Raw genomic sequence first — 21,408 nt, forward strand, 5'->3', positions numbered from 1 at the left:
AGAGGGCGCAATGGCTCTTGTCGCGCAATTTCTTCCCCTGCCGAACCGGACGGCGCTTGGCGCGCGCTGGAAGGCGCTCGAAGCGCAGGCGGATGCCGCGTTTTTCCTCAGCTGGACCTGGGTAGGCGCTTGGCTGGCCAGCTATGACGTGCGCCCTGAACTGCTGGCGGTGACGGACGAGACGGGGGCCGACGTCGCGCTGGCGCTGGTCGGTCACGCAATGATGCCGCGCCTGCTGGGACGCACGGCGACGCTGAGCCTCAACCAGTCGGGCGATGGGCAGGCCGACCGGCCCTATGTCGAATATAATGGCTTGCTTGCCGCGCGCGGGCGGGAGGCGGAGGCCGCGACCGCCACCATCGCCGCGCTGGGCCGCCGTCGTGACTGGCGCGCGCTGCGGCTGAGCGGGATCGCGCCGGATTCGCCGCTGCTGGACATGCCCTGCTGGACGAAGCGCCGGGTCGACGCCTCGCCTGTCTATCAGGTCGATCTGGACGGGGTGCGCGGCGCGGCGGGCGACTATCTCTCGTTGCTCAGCGCCAATACGCGCAGCCAGATCCGCCGCGCGATCAAGGATCATGGCGGCGGCCTGCCCCATGTCGCGCGGGCAGGCGCTAACGAAGTTACGCCCTGGCTGGCGGAAATGGCTGCGCTCAACAGCGGGCGTCATGCCGACAATGCCTGGGACGATCCCGCCTTTCGCGGCTTTGTTACCACCATCGTCGAACAGGGACGGGCCAGCGGCATGGTCGATCTGCTGCGCTTTACCGACGCGGGCGGGGTCGTCGGCTTGCTCGTCAATTTCGTCCATCGGGGGCAGGCGCTCAACTATCAGTCCGCCTTTGCCGATCCGCGCACGGGCAAGGACAAGCCGGGCCTGCTCTGCCACGCCGCCGCTGTCGACCATTATGCCGCGCGCGGCCTGGCGCTTTATTCCCTGCTCGCGGGCAAGGATCGCTACAAGCAGAGCCTCTCGACCTGTCAGGAGAGTCTCGACTGGTGGGTGATCGAACGGTTTTCGCCGCGGCTGGCGGCAGAAGCGGCGCTGCGCTATATCCTCAAGCGCCCAGCTTCCGCATGACGCGATAGACCAGCCGTCTGACGCTCTGCTTTTCGGGCCGATCACTGACGGTGCCCACCGGAAGTTTGCGCCGTCGCAGCAGCGCGTTGAAACTGTGCAACTCCCCCTCCGCCACACTGCGTTCGGACCGCCATGTCACCGACAGGCTGACCGATACGGCAGGGCCATTTTCGACGAAATGCGGGGCCTTGACCGGCACATGCACCGCGTCGCCGGGGTGGAGCGGGTAGGGCGCGCCCAGCGCCTTGAACCCGTCCTGCCAGACCAGATTGCGATGGCCGCCGCCATGAAATTCCTCGCTTTTCTGCGCCGGAACCAGCGCCTCGTCGCGCGCGGGGAAGATGGTCATCACCTTGGACCCCATGATCTGGAGCAGGATATTATGCTCCGGGTCCATGTGAAACGGGGTGACGCTGCCCGGCGATGTCAGGAAGATGAAGGCTTCGCGGTGGAGCATCGGCCCGGTCCTGGCCGCCACGATCGGCTCCAGATCGGCCAGCGCCGCATCGAGCAGCGCGGCATAGGCCGGGTCGCGCTCGACATTTTTGAGCACGGCCCAGCTGCCGTTGGTTTCGATGGTGCGGATCGTTTCGCCCAGTGTCAGGCCGTTCGACGGCGTATCCTCCGGCCGCACGCCCAGGGGCAGCTTGCCCAGATTATATTCGACGCTGGACGCAGGCATCCGCTCCGCCAGCGTGGCGAGCGCATCAAGGCTGAGCAGCGAGTGGCCGACCAGATTATGGCTTAGCGCGACCGGCTGGTCGGGATAGGCGGCGGCAAAGGTCGTGCGCGCGCTGTCGGGGAAGGTCGCTTCGTGGGTGGCGGCGATCGGGCGATGGGCGGTCATCGCTGTCCTTTCAATAGACTGGCCAGGGTTTCAAGGCCGTTGACAAGGGCGAAGGCGGCAGCGCGCTGGACCCGCGCCAGGCCGGTGCCGCGCAGCGCGATGCGATATTGCACGATCGTTCGCCGCTCCGCCCACAGGCTGTCGATCATCGGATGGTCGGGCGCGGCACAACTGTCCATCCAGCCGATCGCGGGATCATCCTGCACCGCGTGCAGATTGGCGATCTCGATCAGCACGCCCGGCGAAAAGCGGCCCAGCGCTTCGTCAAAGGCGATCTTGAATGAAAAGGCGCCTGCACCATGGCGGAAATTGGCCAGCATCGCGATCGCCCGGCCATCCAGGTCGATGCGCAGCATATGCAGCCGCCCGGCCTCGAATGCCGCCGCGCAGGCCGCACGGAAAAAGGTGGCGTCGGCAGGCTTGCAGGCGAGCGCCGTACCCTCCTGCCCCTTCCAGCCCGACGCTTCGAGCGCCAGAAAATCGGCGCACCAGTGCGGCAGGTCGGCGCGTTCGGTGAGCAGCCGGGTCTCGACCGTGCCAAGTTCGGCAAGCCGCTTTTGCAGACGGCGGATTTCCTTGCGCTTTTTGGCGCGAACATTGGTGTCCCAATAGGCGTCGGCTGACAGGTCCGACCGCAGCATCGCCCGATCGTAGCGGTGAATCTCCCGCCGCCCGCGCCGTTGTTCGACGCACAGCGCTTCCAGCGCGGCGGCATTCGCCCCGGCCGCGTCCAGCCCCTCCATATGCAAAAAGCCACGCGCCCAGGGGGCGTCATCCAGCTGCGCCAGGAAACTGCGCCACGCCGCGACTTCCTGCCCTTCGCGAATCATCGGCGCGCCAAAGAAGCAATGATCGTGCATCCAGTTGGACACGCAGCCGATCGGCATGCGGCCATGGCGCGGCTGCACCACGACCGGCAACAGCCCGATCAGATGGTCGCCCACCCGCGCTTCGATCAACCGGACATGCGCGTCGGTGGCGAGATGGTCGATCGCCGCGCCCAGCATGTCGGGCGCATAAAAGGCATTGGCTTCCGCCGCCTCCTTCGCTAGCGCCGCCCAGCGCGCACGCGGCTTCGCCCCCGTTGGCAGGGGGACGGGGCGCGATGGGTGCAATGCCATGTCCATGGGTTTCGCCTTAAATGGCAAAGATTAGGGAAAGCCTAAACTTTGCCCGTTAGGCGCGAAGCCACAGGATGGTTTATCGGGCAAATGGGGCGCGAAAAGGCCTTTACTTTGCCCGCCACTTTGGTGTGACTTACAGGGTGCGCCGCCCGCTGGCGCGACTTCGTGTGGGAGAATGAAGAGCATGACGATATTGGTCACCGGCGCGGCCGGCTTTATCGGCATGACCGTCGCCGATCGGCTCATGGCGCAGGGCCATGCCGTGGTCGGCATCGACAATATGAACGATTATTATCCCGTGTCGCTGAAGCGGGACAGGATCGCCGCGCTGGAACAGGCGCATGGCAAGCTGTTCACCTTTCACGAGCTGGATTTCGCCGACAATGATGCGTTGCAAGCCGCGCTTGCCGATCAGGTGATCGAATCGATCGTCCATCTCGGCGCGCAGGCCGGTGTGCGCTATTCGCTGATCAATCCGCATGCCTATGTGCGCTCCAACCTGGCGGGGCATGTCAACATGCTGGAACTCGCGCGTGAGCGGCGGGTGCGGCATTTTGTCTATGCCTCTTCCTCCTCCGTCTATGGCGGCAATGACAGCCTGCCGTTCCGCGTAGAGGACCGGGCCGACCATCCCGTTTCGCTCTATGCCGCGACCAAGCGCGCTGACGAACTGATGAGCGAGACCTACGCCCATCTGTTCCGCATACCGATGACGGGGCTGCGCTTCTTCACCGTTTACGGGCCTTGGGGGCGGCCAGACATGGCGATGTGGATCTTCACCAAGAAGATTCTCGCCGGGGATCCCATTCCGGTATTCAACCATGGCCGGATGCAGCGTGATTTCACCTATATCGATGACATCGTCACCGGGGTCATCGGCTGCCTCGACCATCCGCCCGCCGATGACGGCGCGCCCAAGCCTGGTGGCAGCCGGTCGCCGCACCGGCTCTACAATATCGGCAATAACAAGCCGGAAGAACTGATGCATCTGATCGCGGTGCTGGAGGATGCGCTGGGCCAGAAGGCGCAGATCGATTTCCAGCCGATGCAGCCGGGCGATGTTCACGCCACCTTTGCCGACATCAGCGCCATCGCCCATGACATCGGTTTTGCCCCGACCACGCAAATTGAATCGGGCGTGCCGCGATTCGTGGCATGGTATCGCGACTATCATCAGCCAAAATGACAATCCTGTTGCAACGCACCCATTAAGGCGAGAAAAGTTCCGCGGCTCGTCGTTAACTTAACTCGGCCTGTCGCGCGGCGTCGCGACGGTGTGAAGCAAAACCACGCCGAAATTCCTTTTCGCAGTTGCAAAATGATTTGCCATAAGTCCCTGAAACGGCGTAGACAGTCGCCCTGTGCCGGGGGTCAAACCGGCCAGGGGTCGCGGAACGAGGGATAGACGGCGCACCAAATAAGGTGGTTCGTCGCCGCGTGTGCCAGCCGGATATCCGGCGGTGACATGCGGGAAAAAGGGCAAACGCGTGTCGACACTTGCTTCGAAAATTGTGCCGTTCGGTTCGGGCGGACGAATAGTGAAGGCGGCCTGCCACAGCCTGTCGGTCGCTGCATTGGGCCTCAACGCGCTGGAAGCGCAATTTTCTGAACGTGACTTTGCCGCTACATTCGTGCGGCTGATCGGCGTCATCATGAATGTCCGGGGTCGCGTGATCGTGACTGGCATTGGCAAGAGCGGCATTGTCGCGCGCAAGATGACGGCGACTTTGACCTCCACGGGCACCCCGGCCATCTTCCTGCATCCGGCCGACGCTGGCCATGGCGATCTGGGCATGGTGACCCCGGATGATGTCGTGCTGATGCTGTCCCATTCGGGCGAGTCGACCGAGCTTGGCCCGATCATCCAATATTGCAAGCGCTTCGCCATTCCCTTGCTGGGCATGACCGCGCGGGCCCACAGCACGGTCGCCACCGCCGCAGACATTTGCATGCTGATGCCCGATGTGCCGGAAGCCTGCCCCAATTCGCTCGCTCCCACCACGTCGACCACGGTGCAGATGGCCTTTGGTGACGCCATGGCGATTGCGCTGATGGAAATGCGCGGATTTTCGGCGGATGATTTCCACAAATTCCATCCCAATGGCCGTCTCGGCGCGCAACTGATCAAGGTGCGCGAACTGATGGCCAAGGGAGCGGACATCCCCTCCGTGCGGGAAGGCGCCTCGCTGCTCGATGCGACCATCGAAATGACGCGCGCGCGCCTTGGCGGCACCGCGGTTGTCGATCGCGAAGGGCGGCTGATCGGTGCCTTCACTGACGGCGACCTGCGCCGCACCGTGACCGGCAAGCAGAATCTGACCGAAGCGGTCGGCCGCTTCATGACGCACACGCCGCTGGCCGTGGGGCCGGACGAACTGGCGCAGGAAGCACTGCACCTGATGCATGAACGCAACGTCATGCTGCTGTTCGTTTGCGACAATGGTCGTTTGATCGGCGCCGTCCATATGCACGATCTGCTGAACGCGGGCGTCGCCTGAACCAGCTTGTCGTCATTCCCGCGCGGGCGGGGTCATCCCGCCTGCCGCGCAAGCCGCTGCGCCTGATCGCCGGGCGCACCTTGCTCCATCGCACCATCGCCATGGCCCGCGCCGCGATCGGCGCGCGCGCGGGCGTTGCGCTGACGGTCGCTACTGATGATGACGAAATCGCCGATCATGCCCGCGCGGTCGGGTGTGATGCGGTGATGACCGACAGCGCCATTGCCACCGGATCGGGGCGCGCGCTGGCCGCCGCGCTGGCGCAGCCCACGCCGCCGCGCTTCGTCGTTAACCTCCAGGGCGATTCCCCTTTTCAGCCGCAGGGTGCGTTGGGCGCGGTCATCGCCGCGCTGGAGGCGGGCGCGCAGGTCGCCACTCCGGTGATCGCGCTCGATTGGGCTGCGCTCGATGCCCTGCGTGATCACAAGACCTGCTCCCCTTTCAGCGGCACGACCTGCGCTCGGGCGCCAGATGGCCGGGCCTTGTGGTTCTCCAAAAATATCATTCCCGCCATCAGGGGGGAGGATGCCCTGCGCGCCAGCCAGCCCGTCTCGCCGGTCTGGCGGCATGTCGGCCTTTATGGCTATGCACTGGACGCCCTGCGCGCCTTTGAAGCCAGCCCGCCCACGGCGCTGGAAAATCTGGAAGGGCTGGAGCAGCTGCGTTTGCTGGAACTGGGCATCCCGGTCATGACCGTGCCGGTCGATCCGCCGTCGTTCGACAGTAGCGGCATCGATACCGAAGCGGACATCAGCCGCGTCGAGGCGCTGATCGCCCGGCATGGCGATCCGACGCCGCCCTGACGCTATGCGCCGTCTTTTCATCATCCGTCATGGCAACACGTTCGCCAGCAGCGCGCAGGCCTGCCGCATCGGATCACGCACGGACCTGCCGCTGGTCGAGAGTGGCCATGCCCAGGGGCAACGGCTGGGCGCATGGTTCGCCGCGCAGGACTTCGCCATCACCCGCCTGCTGACCAGTCCACTCCTGCGCGCCCGACAAACCGCGCAGGCGATCGCTGACGCCAACGGCCATGCGCCAGACGGTACGGGCGACTGGCTGGGCGAAATCGATCATGGGCCCGACGAAGGCCGGCCCGAAGCGCAGGTTCTGGCGCGCATCGGCGCGCAGGCGATCGCAGACTGGGATGAGCGCGGCATCGCCCCGGCCGACTGGATCGTCGACGCCGAAGCGCGGATCGCGGCGTGGCACGCCTGCTTTGCCGAGGGCGGGGAGGGGGTGGACCTGTTCGTCACCAGCAATGGCGCGGCCCGCTTCGCGCTGCTGGCTGCCGGTTTGCCGCTAGGATCGCTCAAATTGCGGACGGGGGCATTCGGGGAGCTGGCGCTGGATGCGAACGGCCGTGTGACGCTGGTGCGATGGGACGTGCGGCCTTGAAGCGATAGCGACGCGCTCCGCTTCCTCTTGCCTGCCGGGGTGTGGCGGACCGCCGATCGAGGCTGCTAGTAGCTTTTGGAAAACCAGATCATGATGCCCATCGAGGCTATCGCCCAGCCGGCCAGCCCGACCGCCAGGCCACTGATGACGCCGATGGTCATGTTCCAGCGGCGCGCGCTGAGAATAGCGCCACCAAGCGCGAGGGCGAATACCACCAAAACGATTGCCGCCAATGTCATGAGGCAGCTTATCGCAGCACAAATGAAAATGTGCAATCCATGATTGCTACAGGGTTGACGCTCCGGATCAACCCGCTTTCAAACGGTTCGTCGCGTCAGGAAAACTCCACAACGTCCGCGCTTAATTTTTTCGCTGCGGGACCGAGAATGTCCCCGTCACCCGGCCCCCGGCGCTGCCTGTCACGCCAGCCCCGCCGCCCGATGCGCGACCATCGACGGTCGATCGCCCGGTGTTCAGGTCCATCACCAGCCGCCCGCCGGTCAGCCGGTTTGACCCTTGCGTCAGCGCGACATTGCCCAACATGGTGATGAGCTTGCTGTTGAGGTCGTAAATGGCGACATTGCCACGCGCGGTCTGATCCGCCTTGGTCACCACGACATTGCCGGATGCGTCGATCCGGTCGATCTCCACCCCGCTTGCGCCGCCGCCTGGCTCGTTGCGATAGGCCACCGTCATGCGCGCGGCGTTGAGCGTCATGCCCGCCTGCGTCACTTCGACATTGCCGGACACGACGACGCGGTCGGCGCGGTCCTGCACCTCGATCCGGTCGGCGGTGAAGTTGACCGGGGCGTTGCTGTCATGCCTGCTGACGACTTGCGCGAGCGATGGCATGGCGCCGACAAACATCAGGCCCGCGGCGCCCGCGCAACCGACCGACAGCAGAAGATAAGAGGCTTTCATCAGTTTCGCCCTTTGAGGCCATTTTGTTCGATGCGCAAGCTGGCCCGACCATTCAATGTCACCGTGCGCGCGCCCATGTCGGCTTCCAGATGGTCCGCACTGAATGTGCCGATCGGGATGCGCCCGTCGACCCGACCCGCGCTGCGCATCCGCCGGGTCTTTAAGTCGATGCCGACGTCGCGCGTGGTCAGGCGATAGCCGCCCGCCGCCTCGAACTGCACTGGCCCTTCGATCCCGACCCGCTCGGTCTCCATGTCGTAACGGCCCTTTTGTGCGCTCAGCACGGCGGGACCGTCCGACAGCAGGATGCGCGCGGACATGCTGTTCAGGTCCACGATCGGCTCGCGTGAGCTTTTCTGCACCGCTGATCCTGCGCGCAGGGAAAAGGGCTGCCCCTTGCTGTCCTGCCCGCGATACAGCGCCTCGGTCACGCGCATGCGTTCCTTGGCGACTTCGACTTTGTTCTTGTCCAGAACGAAGCTGACCTTGTCGCCGCTGGTAAAGGGCGCGGTCGCCAAAAGCGCGCTCAGCACCCCGACCGCGACCGGCAGCCAGTTTTTGAGCAGGCCGACCAGCCGGTCATGACTGCCCCCCGGTCGCGCCCAGTGGCGGCGCACATCGCGTTGCTGATCGGCCTGGACGGACATGGTGACGACGATCCGATTCGCTTACATGTGGGAAAATATGTCGATCTCCGGCCATCCCGCCAGATCGAGTTCGGCACGGTGCGGCAGGAAATCGAAACAGGCCTGCGCCAGTTCCATCCGCCCTTCGCGCTCCAGCCGCTTGTTCAATTCGGTGCGCAGCGCGTGGAGGAAGCGCACGTCGGATGCGGCATAATCCTTCTGCGCGTCGGACAGGACGGGGTTGCCCCAGTCGCTCGACTGCTGCTGCTTGCTGATGTCCTGGCCCAGCAGTTCGCGGACCAGCTCCTTCAGGCCATGGCGATCGGTATAGGTGCGGATCAGGCGTGAAGCGATCTTGGTGCAATAGACAGGGGCTGCCACGACGCCCAGATAATATTTGATCGCGGCAATGTCGAAACGCCCGAAATGGTAGAGTTTCAGCCGTTCCGGGTCCGCCAGCACGGCGCGCAGATTGGGCGCGGCATAGTCCGACCCGGCGGCAAAGCGGACCAGATGTTCATCGCCCTTGCCATCGCTGATCTGCACCACGCACAGGCGGTCGCGCGGGGTGATCAGCCCCATGGTTTCGGTGTCGACGGCAACCGGGCCGGGGGCGAGCACGCCTGCGGGCAGGTCTTCTTCATGAAAATGGACGGTCATGGCTTCCCCTCTATGGGCAAAGCGGGGATATCGCAATCAAAGGCTTTGCCGATGGTGCGACATGGCCATAGGATCAACCGAAGTCCTACCTGAAGCCCTGCCTGTAAAAACATTCGCGCTCCCCTGAAAAGTTGATATAGTGATTCCCAAACCGCGCCTTTGCGGTGGATTGTGCATGTCATTCGCCCGACATGTTTGTCCGATTGGTCTTGGGGCGAAGCGAAAGTGACTAACAGGGCATGAGTTTTGACAGAGGTCGCCGCGGCGGGCGCGGCAAGGACAAGCGCGACGGTTTCGGCGACGACAATTTCTACGATCAGGGCGCTGGCGGCGGCGGTGGTCGCGGTGGTTTTGGTGGCGGCTTCGGTGGCGGTGACCGCTTCGGCGGCGGCGGCGGTGGTTTCGGCGGTGACCGCTTCGGCGGCGGCGGCGGTGGTTTCGGCGGTGATCGCGCCGGCGGCGGCGGCTTTGGCGGTGGCAACCGCGGCGGCTTCGGCGGCGGCGGCGGCGGTGGTCGCGGCATGCCTGCGCAGGTCGTTGGCGAAGGCACTGGCGTCGTTAAATTCTTCAACGGGCAAAAGGGCTTCGGCTTCGTCGTTCGCGATGATGGCGGCGAGGACGTGTTCGTGCATATCAGTGCTGTCGAACAGGCCGGCCTGACTGGTCTGGCCGAAGGTCAGCAGCTTGGTTTCACCCTGGTCGATCGTGGCGGCAAGGTTTCGGCAACCGATCTCAAGATCGAAGGCGAACCGCTCCCCGTGACGGATCGTGGCCCGCCGCGCGAACCGCGCGCTGGTGGTTTCGGCGCCCCCGGTGGCGATCGTGGCGGCCCGCAGCGCCAACTGACCGGCGAACGCGCCAGCGGCACGGTCAAATTCTTCAACGCGATGAAGGGCTTTGGCTTCATTCAGCGCGATGATGGCCAGCCCGACGCCTTCGTCCACATCAGCGCCGTCGAACGCGCTGGCATGGCCGCCCTGAATGAAGGCGATCGTCTGGACTTTGAACTGGAAGTCGACCGTCGCGGCAAATATGCCGCCGTCAACCTCCAGCCCAAGGCCGACTAAGCGGCCACACTTCCGCTTTCGCGGGAGAGGATAAAGAAGGGGTCGCCTGCCCGGCGGCCCCTTTTTTGATGCTGGGGTGTTGGGCGGCTATGCCGCTTGACGATGACGTTGCCGCAATCAGGCGCGAAGGCTTATTTGCGCAGGCAAGCGCGTGAACGCGATATTGTCCGCGTCACCCGGCTGCACGGACGCCGTTTCGTCCATCCCGCTTGACCTGATACAGGGCAGTGTCGGCTGCCTCGAACAGTTGATCGCGCGACATGCCCGGCATGTAGCCTGCTACTCCGCAACTGATCGAGGTGAGGACTAACAGGGTCTCATCGGAAAATATGGGGCGTTGGGAAATGGAATAGGCGATACGCTCGCAGGCCAGTTTCGCTGTTTCCAGGTCGCATTGAAAGAGGATGGCGAACTCGTCGCCGCCGATACGGCCTACGATGTCGCTTTGCCTTATGCCCGCGGTCAATCGCTGCGCGATCTCCATGAGAACCGCATCCCCGACCTGATGACCGTAGCGGTCATTGATGACCTTGAAATGATCGACATCGACAATCGCTACCGAACAGGGACGGCTGGTGTCGGCCAGCGCGGCGCGCACATGTCGCCGAAAGCCAGCCCGGTTCTTGACCCCGGTCAGATCATCCGTTTCGACCTGAATGGTTATCGCATGCTCGCGGGCCTTTCGCGCTGTCGCGTCGCGCAAGGTCACGACGCGCCCGACAATCATGCCATCACGGGTAAGATCCCGGAACGATGCTTCCAGTGTGAGGGACGGTTGCAAAATCGGCGAAAACTCGATGGCCTTCTCCGTGCCCCGTTCATCGGTAGGGCGGCCAGACGCCACCAGCAGCTCTTCGCCTGTGCTAAGGGCGATTGCTGCGGCGGGATTGCCAAAAAGCTCCTCCGGCCCAAGCCCCAGATATTCGCGCACAGGACCGTCCGCCCATCGGCACACGCCATCATTGTCGAAGCTCAGGATGACGTCGGGTGAATGCGCCATGATGAGGCGCAGCGTCTCCTCGCGGGCGGCCAGATTGCCCAACGCTTCGGCGCGCGATGCAACGATCGCTGCCACGGGCAGTGTCGTCACCAACAGCGTCGCCAGATAGGCCTGAAAGAAGATGGCCTGAAAGGCCGCGCCCTCATTGATCAAGGCCATGGGGCCAAAATGCTGAAGGGCTGACACCGCGCCGATAATGGCAACGAGCATAACTCCGGCATAGGTGCCGAGCCGCCCGATGCGAAATGAGAGCAGAAGGAGCGAAGAAAAGGAGAGAAACAGTATCGGCAGGTGATTCTGCCCGAATACAAAAATTGTCACGGCGGCGTGGATCGCCATCAGGGCGAATGTTTCGCCTCTTTCCCACAGACTTTTGGCCGCAAAGCAACGACGGTAGCTTCCATCGAAAACGGCATTCAGGAACGGCGTACAAACGAGCAATCCAAGCGAATTGCTGGCAAACCAGCGGATGAATGACGGGCCGATCGGCACATTGTAATTCACCGAAGCGACCAGAGATCCGACAGCGGCTCCCATCAAGGGGGCGAAAAGACCTGCCCAGATGACGAAGCGCCCGACTGCCCTTACATCGGAGAGCAGATTCCTGGTGTCGCCGGACCGTCTGAGCGACCATGCCGCCAGCAGCACCTGGCCCATGTTGATCGCACCATAGAATATGATCCCGATGGTCCATTCACGGGTGAGCCCGTTGGCGGCAAGGTTGCCCAGCCACCCTGCCGTCAGAAGCAATGGCCAATGCCGTCTGCCCGAATTGAGCAGCAGCGCCAGGATGATGGCATCTGCGGGCCACACCGTCGCGTGATCACGGCCGTCACTTGTCAGCGCGATAGTGCCACTGGCGAGCATCAGATACCCTAACGCCCCCACCAGCGCGAAGGCGATCGGCTTTCTCAGCAAAATTCCGTTGAAAGGGCGGCCGCTGTGCATCACGCCCTGTCTTGCCCGGACGCTGGTTAAAAAGACGTCAACCTTCCCGGACTATGCGACGAATGACATTGAAAACTGATGCTTTTCCTCCGTCGCCTCTTTTTGATGGGGCCACCCGATTTCGCGGCTTCAGGCGAACTGCGCGATCGAGGATGATCGACGGTGGCCGTTGTCACGCCGTCCCAAATGCAGCGCGGTCATTCGCTCGCCAGCCACAACTCCCCATCACACCCGCCTGAACGGAAACGGCGCGCTCGTCCGTTCATAGCCATGCAAATCGAGCGCCCGCGTTACCGGGGGCAGCGCCCTGTCGGGGCAGGCGCGGCGTTCGCACAGGTGGCAGGTCGGGCCGACCTCGACCGCATCGTCCTTGTCCGCGTCGATCCCGTCGGCGTGGACGATCCGCGACGCATGTTTCGCCTCGCACCCCAGCGCGATGACCGCGCGGCCACGCGCGCCCGGCGGAAGGGGCAGCGCCATGGCGAGCGTGACGAAGCGGCGCTCGTCCAGCGTCTCGATCAGTTGCACGCTCACCTGATCGACTGCGCCAGCGCCATGCGCGTCCCAGCGGGGGCAAGTGCTGCCATAGCGGGCAAAGGGCCAGGCTTCGCCGTCGAAGCGCTTGGATATGATGCCCGCCCGGTCCATCCTGACCATGAAGAAGGGGATGCCGCGCGCGCCGGTGCGGTTGAGGCTGGTCAGGCGGTGGGCAAGCTGTTCGCTCGACACGCCGAATCGGTCGCGCAGCATGGGCAGGTCATGGCGGCATTGCTCCGCCGCCTGGCGGATGCGGTCATAGGGCATGATCAGCGCGGCCGCGGCATAGTTGGTGAGCGCGATGGTGGCGAGGCGGCGGCTATCCTCGTCCGGCGGGGCCGTGCGGGCGACCTGCGCGGCGATCGCGTTGGCCAGTTCCTGCGCGCACAGATGATAGGCGATGGCGAACAGCCGCCCGGACGCGGCCAGCCGTTCGCTCAGCATCAACCGCCGCCGGTGCATGTCATAATGGCGCAGCGTCCCCGCCAGCACATCGGCGCGCAGCACCTGGACGGCCATGCCGTGCCGGTCTTTCAGGCGCGCGCGCAACTCGGCCTGCAACAGCGCGGGGTCCTGGCTCAACTGCGCGGCGATGGCTTCGGCGCCCGCATCGATCTCGGCAAAATGATTGCCCGCCCGCGCGATCGTCTCGCGCAGCCAGTCGATCGGCGCGACCAGCGGCGCGGGGCCGCGCTCCCCCGCCGCTGCTTCGCCCGGCAGGCGGCGCAGATCGCTCAGCGCGCGATAGAATCGGGCGATGGCTTCGCTGACGCCGGGATAATTTTCCGACACTTCCAGCACTTCGTCGCGCGCAATGCCGATGTCGCGCACCAGCGCGTCGGACAATATCTCGCTCAACTCGCCCGATCCGCCATCATTGGCGCGCGCGGTGAAATCGCGAATGTCGATGTCATAGACATTGGCCAGCCGCAGCAGCATCTGCGCGGTCAACGGTCGCTGGTTGCGCTCCAGATGATTGAGATAGCTGGGAGAAACCCCCAGTTCCTCGGCCATGCGGGTCTGGTTGAGGCCCAATTCGCGGCGCAGGACGCGCAGCTTGGGGCCAAGATAGAGTTTGCGGTCTGTCGCGTCTGCCATAAAGTCATAATGTCATAGATTGACAGATTGACCAAATCCTATTGTGACACGCGGCCACTCATCGCCCTTCCGCTGCGCGTCAATATGTCTAACTCATTGTTCATCGCCGCACGACGGCTCGCTGAGACAAGGACAGGATCATGACGACGGACACGATGACGCAAGATATGACGGACACCGGCGGCCACCCCCAGCCCGCCCGGTCGCGCGCGGTTTTCTCGCAGGAGGATTTCGGCCTGATCCGCACCGCCATCGTCCATTATCTGCGCGAGATTCAGGACCAGCCGGAATCCGTCAAATATGCCAATCTCTATCACCGGCTTGGCCGCGTCGCCTGATCGGCGCCCAGCCTGACTGAAGCAGCACGGCATCGGCCAGCATGGCCGGTGCCGTATGGCTATCAAAAGAAGCGCGTGATCCAGTAGAAGCCCGCGCCGATCAGGGCGGCTGCGGGCAGGGTCACGACCCAGGCGACGATGATGCGCGATGCGATATTCCATCGTACCGCCGACAGCCGCCGCGATGCGCCGACACCTACGATCGCACCAGTGATGGTATGGGTCGTCGACACCGGAATGCCCAGATGCGTCGCCATGAACAGGGTGATCGCCCCGCCGGTTTCCGCGCAGAAACCCTGCGCCGGGCTAAGCCGCGTGATTTTCGACCCCATGGTGTGGACGATCTTCCACCCACCAAACAGCGTGCCGAACCCCATCGCTGCCTGACAGCTGATCACGACCCAGAAGGGCACATGGAATTCGCCCTGCAACATGCCCTGCGAATAGAGCAGCACGGCGATGATCCCCATCGTCTTTTGCGCGTCATTGCCGCCATGCCCCAGCGAGTAGAGCGATGCGGAAACGAGTTGCAGCTTGCGGAACACGCCGTCCGCGCCATGGGGCGTGAAGCGGCGGAAGATCCAGCTGATGATCAGCACCAGCAGCAACGCCAGCAGCAGGCCGATGGCCGGCGACATGACGATCGCCGCGCTGGTCTTGAACACGCCCGACCATATCACCGCGCCCAGCCCGGCCTTGGCCGTCCCCGCGCCCAGCAACCCGCCGATCAGCGCATGGCTGGAGGAAGAGGGGATGCCCAGCGCCCAGGTGATGAGGTTCCACGAAATCGCCCCCATCAGCGCGCCGAAAATCACCTGCGGATCGATGATCGCGGCGTCGACGATCCCCTTGCCCACTGTGGTCGCGACATGCAGGCCAAAGAAGAGGAAGGCGATGAAGTTGAAGAAGGCTGCCCAAACGACCGCATATTGGGGCTTTAGCACGCGGGTCGACACGATGGTCGCGATCGAGTTGGCGGCGTCGTGCAGGCCGTTGAGAAAGTCAAAGGCAAGCGCGACGCCGATCAGCGCGATCAGCAGCGGGAGGGCAATGGGGTCCATGAAGCGTATCCGGCGGGATCGTCAGGCGTGGTCGATGACCAGGCCGGAAATCTGGTTGGCGACATCCTCGAACCGGTCGGTGACCTTTTCCAGGTGGGAATAGATTTCCCGCCCGACGACAAAATCCATGGGATTGCCCTCGCGCGCGGCGGCATAGAGCGTCTTGAGGCCCGCTTCATGCAATATGTCGGCATGGCCCTCCAGCTTGACCAGCCGTTCGGTCAGGTCGTGCAGGCGCGCGGCGTTGAGGTTGAGCGAACGCAGCAGCGGCATCGCTTCGGCCGCCAGTCGCGCGCATTCGACGATCAGCGCGCTCATATCCTGCATCTGCGACGGGAATGCCTTGACCTCGTAGAGGGCGATGGCCTTGGCGGTCTGGTTCATCTGGTCGATCGCGTCGTCCATCACGCCGATCAGGCCGGTGATGGCGCTGCGGTCGAACGGGGTCACGAAGATGCGCCGCACGTCCAGCAACACGTCGCGGATGATGTCGTCCGCTTCATGTTCGCGATCGGAAATCTCCTTGATATGGACGTCCATGTCCGGTCCGCCCTTGAGCAGCCGGGCCAGCGCGTCCGCGCCGGCGACCAGGGTTGCCGCATGATTTTCGAACTGTTCGAAAAAGCGGCCCTGCTTTGGCATCAACGCATGAAACCAGGCGAGCATTCCAGTCCTTTCGCTTTGCTTGTCCTTGAACCACAGCAGCATCCGCACGAACCGGCCCGGATCGCGGGGCGGCTTGCGAAAGGCGGCGATGATTGCCTGAAGATCGGGTTCGTCGACGGCGCAGGCGGCCTCCGCCACGGGGAACCAGCGCAGTTCGCGTTGCCCCTGTTCGGGCCATTGCGACAACTGGCCAGTCACGGCAAGCGGAAATACCTCGACGGTCGCTTCGCGCGCCGCGCCGCTGCGTTTGCGCTTGTCATAGCTGTAGCGGCCAAGCGAGGCGGGACAGGCGATGCCGTGAATGCCCGCTTCCTCGAACGCTTCCAGTTCGGCGGCGCGATGGCCGGCCAGCCCCTTGATACGGTTGCCTTTGGGAATGACCCACCGCCGCGTGTCGCGCGACGTGATCAGCAGGATCTGCATCGATCCGTCGGCATGGGTCGTATAGGGCAGGGCGGCGATCTGGCGCATGGAGTGCGCCTTGTAACGAAATTGTCACAATGCGCAATCGGACCTCATCATGCCGGGCTTTCCGCACCGATGATCCATGGGCCGGCAGCTTTCCGCGCCAACGGTATCGGCCCTAAAGAAATAGAAATTCCGCCAGCGCCTCGACCGCCGGTGTCTCCGCCGCGCGGGCTCCAAGCGCCTGTCGCACCTCGATCGCGGGCAATTGGCTGTCGAGCCGAAGCCGCTCGATCCCGTCCATCCGCCCCAGATCGCGCGCCAGCGCGCCGAAGGCGGCGAAAATGCCTGTGCCCGCGCGCAACGCCGTCATCACCGCGAACATATCATCGGATTCGAGCGCTGGTGCGCCAAGCTGCACCCGCCCGCGCGCCAGCGCATCCTCGATAATGTGGCGCATGGGGCTGCGCCGCTCCAGCGCCAGCATCGGCGTGACCGCCAGATCCTCGCGCGACACGCTGTCCGCCTGCGCCAGCGGATGGGCCGCGCCCGCATAGAGGCTGAGCGGTTCCGACCAGCCATAGCGGGACGCGAAACCGGCCGGCTCCTCCAGCGCATAGAAATAGGCGATGTCCGCGCGCCCCTCCCGCAACGCTGCCGCTGCGTCCGTCACCGACTGGACATGCAAGTCCAGCGTGATGGCAATATCCTCGTTCGCCGCCTCGAACGCCGATAGCGCGTCCTGAAAATGACCGAAGATCGGGGCAGGGGCAGCCAGCATGATCGTCTGGCGCTGCGGCGCGGGCGGTTGGAGCGGCGGGGCCGGCGCTTCGGCAGGAGCAGCCGTCTCGTCCCAATCCTCCGGCGCGTCCTGCGACAATAATGTCATGGCCTGCGCCGTCTTGCGCCCGGCAGGGGTCAGGCGGACGCTCCCGCTCATATCCTCGAACAGGCGATAGCCCAGACGCATTTCCAGCGACGCGATGTCGCGGGCGATTTCGTCGGCGGTGACGCCCAGCATATCGGCGCAGCGCGCGACGCTGCCCGCCGCGACCATCTGCGCGAAAATATCCAGCTGGCGCAGGGAAGGGCTTTGCATCCCCGTCTGATAGAGGAAATGCCGGGCCGGGTTAAGGGCGATCTTGGCGCAATCATACATTGCGATATTGACGAAGCCCCCAGGATGATGGCAGGGCGCTTCCCGGCCGGGCGGGTATAGCTCAATGGTAGAGCACTAGCCTTCCAAGCTTGTGATGCGGGTTCGATCCCCGCTACCCGCTCCAGCCCTTCCTCAGCAGATCAGCCCGGCCTTGGCCCGCAACTGCCCCGCTCCACCAGCGTGAACAGAAATTCCGGTTCGTCGAGCGGTCCGTTGGCGAGCGCGTCGATGACCGATCGGCCCATTTCCTCCAGCGGTTGACGCACCGTGGTCAGCGGCGGCCAGCTTGTGAGACTCGCGGGGGTATCGTCGAAACCGACCACCGACAGATCGTCCGGCACGTTCAGGCCCATGCGGTGGGCCAGGGTCAGTACGCCCAGCGCCATGTCGTCATTGGTCGCAAAGATCGCCGTGGGCGGCTGCGGCAGGGCCAGCAGCGCTTCGCCTGCCGCTATGCCCGACGTGAAATCGAAACCGCCCTGCACGAACAGCGCGTCGTCGACAGGCAGGCCCGCCGCGCTCAACCCGTCGCGAAACCCCTCGACCCGGCGCAGCGCCGCGCGGTGCGAGAGCGGGGGGGTGATGATGCCGATTCGCCGGTGGCCATGCCCGATCAGATGGTCCGCGACCATCCGCCCGGCGGCACGTTCGGGCGTGTGGATGTTGAAGCTGGCCGCGACAACCGATCCCGCGATCCGTGCGCAGGGCAGGCGCAATTCCGCCAGGCGCGCCAATAGCGCTTCATTGTCCGACAGGGGCGGCACCAGCAGCACGCCGTCGGGCCGCAACGCCGCGACCAGCCGATCCAGCACGTCGAACCATTCCTCGCCCGCTGCCGAAATCGGTTCCACCACCAGATGATAGCCCAGTTCGCGGCAGCGTGCCGCCGCGCCGGACTGGATGCCGCTGATATAACCGGGGGCGGGGTTGCTGTAGAGATAGGCGATCATGAAGGAACGTCCGCCCGCGAGCCGCCGCGCCGACTGGTTGGGGCGATAGCCCAGCTGATCGATGGCCGCCTGCACCCGCCTGCGCAGGTCCGGGCTGACATTGGGGGCGTTGTTCACGACACGCGACACAGTCTTGATGGATGCCTTGGCCAAAGCGGCGACGTCGTGGATGCTGGTCATAAGCCTGTCATGGAAGGGAGACGCCACGCTTGGCAAGTCATGATCGCGACTCCTATGATAGATGCTGAACGAGCCGCACATGAAGGGTCATCGGCACATGAGCAATGTCGTCAATCTGCGTCAGGCGCGCAAGGTGAAGGCGCGGGCCGACAAGTCGCGCACGGCAGACAGCAATCGCGCCAAATTCGGCCGGACGAAGGCGGAGCGGATCGCGCAGGGCACGGATCAGGCGCGGCAGGACGCTTTGCTGGATGGCGCATATAGGGAAAGTCGCCGTTCAGACGAAGCATAGTATAGTTCTGTAAATCTGTGGTTCATTTGAAGATGAACCATTGTTCATGTCAATCAATCTGCCGCTTATCCGCCTCCTTCCGTCCCGGAATCGAGAGTCGCCTTGCAGTCGATTGAAGATGTCGCGGGTTCTTCTCTCGCTATGACTGAACACACAAGCCCCATTCGCCCCGCCAGGGCCGCGATCGCCGCTGTTTTGGCTCTCAGTGCAACCCCTTTGCTGGCGCAGGAAATCGCCCCGCCGCCGGTTACCCCCACCGTGACGGCCCCCGCCACGCCTTCGGTACCCGCGGCCGCGCCCATCGCCGCTGCGCCAGCCACGCCGACGTTCGCGCCGAGCGCGCCGGTCGTGCAGGCGACCCCGTCGGTCGAGGAGCGTCGCGCCGCAGCCATCGCCGCTGCTGAAGCGGAGGCCGCCGCCACGCCTGCGCCTGCGCCGCGCCGCGCAGCCCCGCGCAGCGTGGAACGGGCCGCTGCGCCGGTAGCACCTGCCGCCATGGCCCAACCTGCTGCCCAGTCGACCCCGGCTGTTGCGCCGCCGACCGTGACGCCAGCTCCCGCTGCACCAATCGTCGCGCCTGAGCCGATGGCCCAGGCTCCCGCCGAGCCCGTCGTGGCCGAGCAGCCAGCCCGGACCGACAATGCGCTTCTGTTCGCCATGGGCGGCGTCGCCTTGCTGCTTGCCGGACTGGGTGGCGCTGCAATGATGCGCCGTCGTCGTCCCGCTGACGCGGTTGTGGACGATCAGGCCGTTGCGCCTGCGCCGATGGCCCAGCCGATGCCGGTTGTCGCAGCGATGCCGGTTGAGGCCGCGCCGGAACCCGTCAGGCCAGCGCCCGTCGCGCCGCGTACGGCTTACACGCCCGCTGCCCCGGCAACGGACGAGGAGCGCACGATCGCGGCGATGGTGGCCGCGCCGCCCAGCGCGGAAAATCCTTTCCTCACCCATGCCAAGCGGCTGCGTCGGGCAAGGTTCCTGCTGGCCGAGCGCCAGGCGATCGAAACCCCGCCAGCGCCCCGCGCGGCTGACCCGGTTGCAGCCCCTGCTCCAGCGGTCGATCGCAGCCAGACCGTCTATCGCTTCGGCAATGATGGTGTGCGTACCGGCCTTCTGAAGCCGCGCACGTCCTGATTGGACTGAAGACAGATTGAAAGGGACCGGAGGCGCTACGCTTCCGGTCCCTTTTTGCCTGTCCGGTTGCACTTTTGCACACTGGCTGATACGCGCCGCGCGCATCATCCGCGCCACCCTTGCACAGAAGAGTCGCTAGCCATGTCAGACAAGATCAACCGCATCGTCCTTGCCTTTTCCGGTGGCCTCGACACCAGCGTGATCCTGAAATGGCTGCAACAGACCTACCAGTGCGAGGTGGTGACCTTCACCGCTGATCTGGGGCAGGGCGAGGAACTGGAGCCCGCGCGCGCCAAGGCCCGGCTGATGGGCGTCAAGGAAGAGCATATCTTCATCGACGACCTGCGCGAAGAATTTGTGCGCGACTATGTGTTCCCGATGATGCGCAGCAATGCGCTTTATGAAGGTCTCTATCTGCTCGGCACGTCGATCGCCCGGCCGCTGATCGCCAAGCGCCAGATCGAAATCGCCAAGATGGTGGGCGCGGATGCCGTGTCGCATGGCGCGACGGGCAAGGGTAATGACCAGGTCCGTTTCGAACTGGGCTATTATGCCCTGTCGCCGGACATCAAGGTGATCGCGCCGTGGCGCGAATGGGATCTGACCAGCCGCACCCGCCTGATCGAATTTGCCGAAAAGAACCAGATTCCGATCGCCAAGGACAAGCGCGGCGAAAGCCCCTTTTCGACTGACGCGAACATGCTGCACACCTCGTCCGAGGGCAAGGTGCTGGAAGATCCGTGGGATGAAGTCCCCGACTATGTCTATTCGCGGACGGTCAACCCGGAGGACGCGCCCGACGCGCCCGAATATATCACCATCGATTTCGAGCGCGGTGATGGCGTGGCCATCAACGGCGTCGCCATGTCCCCGGCAACGCTGCTGGAAACGCTCAACGACTATGGCCGCAAACATGGCATTGGCCGTCTCGACCTGGTCGAAAACCGCTTCGTGGGCATGAAGTCGCGCGGCATGTATGAAACGCCGGGCGGCACCATCTATCACCTCGCCCATCGCGGCATCGAGCAGGTGACGCTGGATCGCGGCGCGGCGCATCTGAAGGACGAACTGGCCCCGCGCTACGCCGAACTCATCTATAACGGCTTCTGGTTCAGCCCGGAGCGTGAGATGTTGCAGGCGGCGATCGACCATAGCCAGGAAAAGGTCACCGGCACGGTGCGGCTCAAGCTGTACAAGGGCGGCGTCTATGTCGTGGGCCGCAAGTCGCCTAATTCGCTCTACAGCGAAAAGGTCGTAACGTTTGAGGATGATGCGGGCGCGTATGACCAGCGCGACGCAGCAGGCTTCATCAAGCTGAACGCGCTGCGGCTGCGCTTGCTGGGTCGCCGGGACCGCTGACAGCTATCGCGTGCGGCCTGCCGCATGGTTAGGCAAGCGTTAACCGATTGTAGCCCATGCCT

Annotated in this window: 22 protein-coding genes and 1 tRNA gene; 11 read left to right on the forward strand and 12 right to left on the reverse strand. The window is 64.4% G+C overall.

The features are described from left to right. Window positions 1-10 precede the first annotated feature (10 nt). Window positions 11-1,081 (forward strand): GNAT family N-acetyltransferase, encoded by a 1,071-nt coding sequence (locus tag SX1_RS09775; protein ID WP_019052869.1) that lies wholly within the window; start codon window positions 11-13, stop codon window positions 1,079-1,081. Here SX1_RS09775 and SX1_RS09780 read toward each other — a convergent pair. Both SX1_RS09780 and SX1_RS09785 read right to left on the reverse strand, forming a co-directional pair. After that, on the reverse strand, window positions 1,059-1,928 hold the full coding sequence (locus tag SX1_RS09780; RefSeq protein WP_017183946.1) for a cupin domain-containing protein: 870 nt from the start codon (window positions 1,926-1,928) through the stop codon (window positions 1,059-1,061). The genes SX1_RS09775 and SX1_RS09780 overlap by 23 nt on opposite strands. Then, entirely contained in the window at window positions 1,925-3,055 is a 1,131-nt protein-coding gene (locus SX1_RS09785; protein ID WP_017183947.1) for a GNAT family N-acetyltransferase, read from the reverse strand. Before SX1_RS09785 ends, SX1_RS09780 begins: the two co-directional genes overlap by 4 nt. Window positions 3,056-3,236: 181 nt before the next feature. Between SX1_RS09785 and SX1_RS09790 the strand changes: the two genes are divergently transcribed. The 4 genes from SX1_RS09790 to SX1_RS09805 all read left to right on the forward strand — a co-directional run bounded on the left by SX1_RS09790 (window position 3,237) and on the right by SX1_RS09805 (window position 6,948). Continuing rightward, window positions 3,237-4,238 carry an NAD-dependent epimerase/dehydratase family protein gene (locus SX1_RS09790; protein WP_017183948.1) on the forward strand — a complete coding sequence of 334 codons (1,002 nt, stop codon included), beginning with the start codon at window positions 3,237-3,239 and terminating at the stop codon, window positions 4,236-4,238. A 352-nt stretch (window positions 4,239-4,590) separates the two neighbouring features. After that, window positions 4,591-5,550 (forward strand): KpsF/GutQ family sugar-phosphate isomerase, encoded by a 960-nt coding sequence (locus SX1_RS09795; RefSeq protein WP_017183949.1) that lies wholly within the window; start codon window positions 4,591-4,593, stop codon window positions 5,548-5,550. After that, window positions 5,547-6,353: a 3-deoxy-manno-octulosonate cytidylyltransferase gene (gene kdsB / locus SX1_RS09800; protein WP_026149640.1), complete on the forward strand. Its 807-nt coding sequence runs from the start codon at window positions 5,547-5,549 to the stop codon at window positions 6,351-6,353. Before SX1_RS09795 ends, kdsB begins: the two co-directional genes overlap by 4 nt. Before the next feature lie 4 nt (window positions 6,354-6,357). Beyond that, the gene (locus SX1_RS09805) at window positions 6,358-6,948 is read left to right on the forward strand and encodes a histidine phosphatase family protein (protein WP_019052873.1); all 591 of its coding nucleotides are present in this window, start codon (window positions 6,358-6,360) and stop codon (window positions 6,946-6,948) included. 65 nt (window positions 6,949-7,013) lie between these two features. Here the strand turns inward: SX1_RS09805 and SX1_RS24495 are convergent, their stop codons facing one another. The 4 genes from SX1_RS24495 to SX1_RS09825 form a co-directional block, all read right to left on the reverse strand. Next, window positions 7,014-7,187 (reverse strand): hypothetical protein, encoded by a 174-nt coding sequence (locus tag SX1_RS24495; RefSeq protein WP_017183952.1) that lies wholly within the window; start codon window positions 7,185-7,187, stop codon window positions 7,014-7,016. 121 nt (window positions 7,188-7,308) lie between these two features. Continuing rightward, complete coding sequence (locus SX1_RS09815) at window positions 7,309-7,869, reverse strand: LptA/OstA family protein (protein WP_019052874.1); 561 nt, start codon at window positions 7,867-7,869, stop codon at window positions 7,309-7,311. After that, window positions 7,869-8,516 (reverse strand): hypothetical protein, encoded by a 648-nt coding sequence (locus SX1_RS09820; RefSeq protein ID WP_019052875.1) that lies wholly within the window; start codon window positions 8,514-8,516, stop codon window positions 7,869-7,871. Before SX1_RS09820 ends, SX1_RS09815 begins: the two co-directional genes overlap by 1 nt. 21 nt (window positions 8,517-8,537) lie before the next feature. Next, a complete protein-coding gene (locus SX1_RS09825) occupies window positions 8,538-9,155 on the reverse strand; it encodes a ribonuclease D (protein ID WP_017183955.1) in 618 nt (205 codons plus the stop codon). Between the two features lie 239 nt (window positions 9,156-9,394). On the opposite strand from SX1_RS09825, the gene SX1_RS25010 reads away from it, so the two are divergent. Further along, on the forward strand, window positions 9,395-10,222 hold the full coding sequence (locus SX1_RS25010; protein WP_026149641.1) for a cold-shock protein: 828 nt from the start codon (window positions 9,395-9,397) through the stop codon (window positions 10,220-10,222). A 172-nt stretch (window positions 10,223-10,394) separates the two neighbouring features. Here the strand turns inward: SX1_RS25010 and SX1_RS09835 are convergent, their stop codons facing one another. Both SX1_RS09835 and SX1_RS09840 read right to left on the reverse strand, forming a co-directional pair. Next, the gene (locus tag SX1_RS09835) at window positions 10,395-12,170 is read right to left on the reverse strand and encodes a sensor domain-containing diguanylate cyclase (RefSeq protein ID WP_019052876.1); all 1,776 of its coding nucleotides are present in this window, start codon (window positions 12,168-12,170) and stop codon (window positions 10,395-10,397) included. 225 nt (window positions 12,171-12,395) lie between these two features. Then, window positions 12,396-13,805: a helix-turn-helix domain-containing protein gene (locus SX1_RS09840; protein WP_019052877.1), complete on the reverse strand. Its 1,410-nt coding sequence runs from the start codon at window positions 13,803-13,805 to the stop codon at window positions 12,396-12,398. 140 nt (window positions 13,806-13,945) lie between these two features. Here SX1_RS09840 and SX1_RS09845 point away from each other — a divergent pair, with 140 nt between their 5' ends. Continuing rightward, window positions 13,946-14,143 carry a hypothetical protein gene (locus SX1_RS09845; RefSeq protein WP_019052878.1) on the forward strand — a complete coding sequence of 66 codons (198 nt, stop codon included), beginning with the start codon at window positions 13,946-13,948 and terminating at the stop codon, window positions 14,141-14,143. Window positions 14,144-14,205: 62 nt separating this feature from the next. Here SX1_RS09845 and SX1_RS09850 read toward each other — a convergent pair whose 3' ends face one another. The 3 genes from SX1_RS09850 to SX1_RS09860 form a co-directional block, all read right to left on the reverse strand. Further along, window positions 14,206-15,204: an inorganic phosphate transporter gene (locus SX1_RS09850; protein WP_017183959.1), complete on the reverse strand. Its 999-nt coding sequence runs from the start codon at window positions 15,202-15,204 to the stop codon at window positions 14,206-14,208. 21 nt (window positions 15,205-15,225) lie between these two features. Then, window positions 15,226-16,341: a DUF47 family protein gene (locus SX1_RS09855; protein ID WP_019052879.1), complete on the reverse strand. Its 1,116-nt coding sequence runs from the start codon at window positions 16,339-16,341 to the stop codon at window positions 15,226-15,228. Between the two features lie 112 nt (window positions 16,342-16,453). Beyond that, entirely contained in the window at window positions 16,454-17,374 is a 921-nt protein-coding gene (locus SX1_RS09860; RefSeq protein ID WP_026149642.1) for a LysR family transcriptional regulator, read from the reverse strand. Between the two features lie 110 nt (window positions 17,375-17,484). Here SX1_RS09860 and SX1_RS09865 point away from each other — a divergent pair. Beyond that, window positions 17,485-17,558 (forward strand) — tRNA-Gly (locus SX1_RS09865). 16 nt (window positions 17,559-17,574) lie between these two features. Here the strand turns inward: SX1_RS09865 and SX1_RS09870 are convergent. Next, a complete protein-coding gene (locus tag SX1_RS09870) occupies window positions 17,575-18,564 on the reverse strand; it encodes a LacI family DNA-binding transcriptional regulator (protein ID WP_019052880.1) in 990 nt (329 codons plus the stop codon). Window positions 18,565-18,661: 97 nt separating this feature from the next. Here SX1_RS09870 and SX1_RS09875 point away from each other — a divergent pair, with 97 nt between their 5' ends. The 3 genes from SX1_RS09875 to SX1_RS09885 all read left to right on the forward strand — a co-directional run bounded on the left by SX1_RS09875 (window position 18,662) and on the right by SX1_RS09885 (window position 21,346). Then, window positions 18,662-18,856 (forward strand): DUF4169 family protein, encoded by a 195-nt coding sequence (locus tag SX1_RS09875; protein ID WP_026149643.1) that lies wholly within the window; start codon window positions 18,662-18,664, stop codon window positions 18,854-18,856. 141 nt (window positions 18,857-18,997) lie between these two features. Next, on the forward strand, window positions 18,998-19,987 hold the full coding sequence (locus tag SX1_RS09880; RefSeq protein ID WP_255209738.1) for a hypothetical protein: 990 nt from the start codon (window positions 18,998-19,000) through the stop codon (window positions 19,985-19,987). A gap of 141 nt (window positions 19,988-20,128) precedes the next feature. After that, entirely contained in the window at window positions 20,129-21,346 is a 1,218-nt protein-coding gene (locus SX1_RS09885; protein WP_017183964.1) for an argininosuccinate synthase, read from the forward strand. The last annotated feature ends 62 nt before the right edge of the window (window positions 21,347-21,408 follow it).

This window comes from Sphingobium xenophagum NBRC 107872, from assembly GCF_000367345.1.
Taxonomy (GTDB): domain Bacteria; phylum Pseudomonadota; class Alphaproteobacteria; order Sphingomonadales; family Sphingomonadaceae; genus Sphingobium; species Sphingobium xenophagum.